The following is a 2,737-nucleotide window of genomic DNA, read 5'->3' as shown; positions in this document are numbered from 1 at the left end:
GCAGTAACACGACTTATGGAGGCGTCTTTTCCTTTCCTAGATTAACTTACATGGTCATTATATCGGTCAATGTCTGGACAATCTTAACCGTCAACTGACGGTCATATTAGATTAGCGGAAACAGTTACAATCTGATATCGTGTCAATCTGTTTAGAGTACGTTGATAAACGGGCAGATGTTATCTATATTTGTTGCTACCACGAGTTAGGCGAATATGGAATGGATGTATTTTATAAGATTAACGATGTTTTTGTTGAAAAGCACAAAGTTAATGAAATATATAGTGAAATTGATGTTTCTGAGGAAAGGCAGTACGCGGTGCTAAGAATAGGAAACGAAGACCTGCTAAAAATAATTAATTTGTTTGAAAAATATAATCGTGAAATGCCGACAGAAATGAAATTAACCTATGATGTGATTAAGAATAAATTAGAGGCTACTTATTCTTATGATTTAAAATTCACCAATTTATCAAAGAGTGCAAGTGAGGTTTTCGATGAGTGGTTTGAAGAAGTAAGTAGAATGAGAAAATAGAATACTGGATCATGCTCAAGAAGTTTCTGATGCATATCGTGGTTTAGTTGATTTAAAAAGAAGTTGGGAAGGGATGCTTAAAAATCCTAATTTAGATACTGAACTTCGACAACTTTACACATCTAAGTTGAATGAGGTAAACGCTACAATGGAAAAAATTGAAGTTATGTTTGCCCCCCATGGCGGAGTGTATCCACCTAAATAATGATTGGAGTAATGTATATGATTAATAGAAAAAAGACATTAAAAGAGTATTTGACTAATGAAGAATATGAAGGTGTAATACAAAATGCAATACAGTTTTCTGATAGGTCACTACCTGTGTGGCATATGGAAATTACAGCTAAATGCCTGTGTGAGTTATCAAACTTTGATTTGATTCGTTGTATTAGACAGGATGTTTTTACAGATTTAGCGACGTTTGAAATTATTGAAAGGATTGATGAACAGAATACACCTTTCTATGCTGATATTGATTCAATAGAATTGATGGAAAAGTTATCATCTGTTAGTTCGGAAATGCTCTCAGCATATAAGAGTAAATTAGATAGAATGATTGAAAGTGTTGAAAAGAACGACTTAATAGATTTAGCAGATGTTTGGATGTTCGATGAACAGAAGGAAACGTATCAAGGCTATATCAATTTAATAAAAAATAAAATTCATTAATGGTAGTAAATATTTTTTTCTTTGGTGGTGGGGCTACCCTGTGCCGAATGAATCCATCATTCAACCAATAACAGACTTAACCCATGTTATACCCGTATAAAGATTTAGCCATTTCGTTTGTACGTACAGTAATGCTCGAAAAGTATAACCTAATTAACGCTGAAGTGTTACATAGAACAGGTCGATTATGGTCAGATACCACCATGATTGACCTGTTTTTTGAAAGTGAGATTAACAATGAAGATTACAGGAACATCGTCGTATATTCAAGGTGAAATGATTGTTACTGGCTTTGATGCAACGAAAAATCATTTTCCCGTGAACGATAAGGGTAGAGATAGATAATAAAGGCTGTTCAAGGTGATTATCTTGCCCCGGTTGAAGCAAATCCGGGCATGCTCGCTGAACCGAATGAAGCCATATGAGAGCAAAGAAGTGGAAGAAGTATTCGAAGAGGCGCTTAGGTGATAGAGAATTCCGACTTTATCAAATAGTAGGATGGTGGAATCCTTGTCTATAATTCGAATTGATCTGAATGCAGTCGAGGCTTCTAAGCCAAAGCTGAATCAAGGCGTACAGAAGTGCTCACAATTAAACAGCAGATTGCCATCGACGATGTATCAAGTCGATTCTGCGATTGGAGCTCGAAGGAACATTCGGTCCAGAATGGATCGGACAGCGCAACGGTTACGGGAGCTGGATAGAAAGCTGCACGAGTTGAATCGCTTTATACACGGCGCGCAGGAACAGCATAACGGATTAGAGAGAACACTGGCACAGCAGGCCGAGGACGTTCGCGGGCATGCACAGATCAAGCATCCAAATTCGCCAGTTGGATGGACGGCACTGGACTACGAGGGATTGAAAGAAAGGCCGGGTATGCTGGCCATCGCATTAAGCAAGGCAGTCCAGTGGTATGAGCAATACATGGAACGATCCAAATCAACGAGCAGTATTCCTCTGAGGGCGTCCTCTTATGCGAACAAGCCAGCGCAACTGTTGCCGTATGAACCCGGTACTTCCATATCAGATGATGATATTATGAATTGGGATGATCCAGAGGTCTATGAACGCCTAATGAAGGGGCCGTTTGGAAGATTAACGGAAGAACAGCGGCTCAAATTAATTAAGGAGATATAGCAAGGCAACAAGGATAAAGAGAGATCGATGGAGAAGTACGAATATGGAAGTACCTTTGCGGTTGGATTTGGCCATGGAATAGAAAAAACCATTCAAGGGCTAGTCGATATGATAATCCATCCAATTAAGACAGGCGAAGAGATACTTGAAAGCGCAAAAGACCGAATCGACAGAGTTGGACTTTTGTCAAGATAGTAGACACAGATATTTTTCTTGCGCCACTCGATTCAGTACATACGTTCGAAATCTGATGGCGTTTGATACCCGATTGAAGAATGAATGCGTTCATTGTTGTAAAATACCTCAATGTATTCAAAGATGCTTTTCTTCGCTTCTTCTCGGGTTTCGTACTTATTAAGGTAAATCAGTTCCTTTTTCAGTACACTATGAAAT

The 2,737-nt window shown here is 38.5% G+C and carries 5 protein-coding genes; 4 read left to right on the top strand and 1 reads right to left on the bottom strand.

The window, feature by feature from the left end; all coding sequences use genetic code 11:
- The first annotated feature begins 220 nt into the window (after positions 1 to 220).
- From AC2TDN_RS26360 to AC2TDN_RS26345, 4 genes are all read left to right on the top strand, one after another.
- The gene (locus AC2TDN_RS26360; RefSeq protein ID WP_484690720.1) at positions 221 to 535 is read left to right on the top strand and encodes a hypothetical protein; all 315 of its coding nucleotides are present in this window, start codon (positions 221 to 223) and stop codon (positions 533 to 535) included.
- A gap of 222 nt (positions 536 to 757) precedes the next feature.
- On the top strand, positions 758 to 1,204 hold the full coding sequence (locus AC2TDN_RS26355; protein ID WP_484690719.1) for a contact-dependent growth inhibition system immunity protein: 447 nt from the start codon (positions 758 to 760) through the stop codon (positions 1,202 to 1,204).
- 510 nt (positions 1,205 to 1,714) lie between these two features.
- Positions 1,715 to 2,344, top strand: a complete 630-nt coding sequence (locus AC2TDN_RS26350) for a hypothetical protein (protein ID WP_484690718.1) — start codon at positions 1,715 to 1,717, stop codon at positions 2,342 to 2,344.
- A gap of 27 nt (positions 2,345 to 2,371) precedes the next feature.
- Complete coding sequence (locus AC2TDN_RS26345) at positions 2,372 to 2,539, top strand: hypothetical protein (protein ID WP_484690717.1); 168 nt, start codon at positions 2,372 to 2,374, stop codon at positions 2,537 to 2,539.
- 32 nt (positions 2,540 to 2,571) lie between these two features.
- On the opposite strand, the gene AC2TDN_RS26340 is transcribed toward AC2TDN_RS26345, so the two are convergent.
- Positions 2,572 to 2,737, bottom strand: a 166-nt coding sequence (locus tag AC2TDN_RS26340; protein ID WP_484690721.1) for an IS3 family transposase, incomplete at its 5' end; no start/stop codon positions are given.

This window comes from Paenibacillus sp. Y660 (assembly GCF_057221575.1).
The sequence above is the reverse complement of the archived record's forward strand: the minus strand, read 5'-3'. Positions and strand labels throughout refer to the sequence as shown.

What these genes read in the sequence shown, in the direction of transcription:
- AC2TDN_RS26360 (WP_484690720.1), top strand. Translation starts at nt 221, where the DNA reads ATGGATGTATTTTATAAGATTAACGATGTTTTTGTTGAAAAGCACAAA.
- AC2TDN_RS26355 (WP_484690719.1), top strand. Translation starts at nt 758, where the DNA reads ATGATTAATAGAAAAAAGACATTAAAAGAGTATTTGACTAATGAAGAA.
- AC2TDN_RS26345 (WP_484690717.1), top strand. Translation starts at nt 2,372, where the DNA reads ATGGAGAAGTACGAATATGGAAGTACCTTTGCGGTTGGATTTGGCCAT.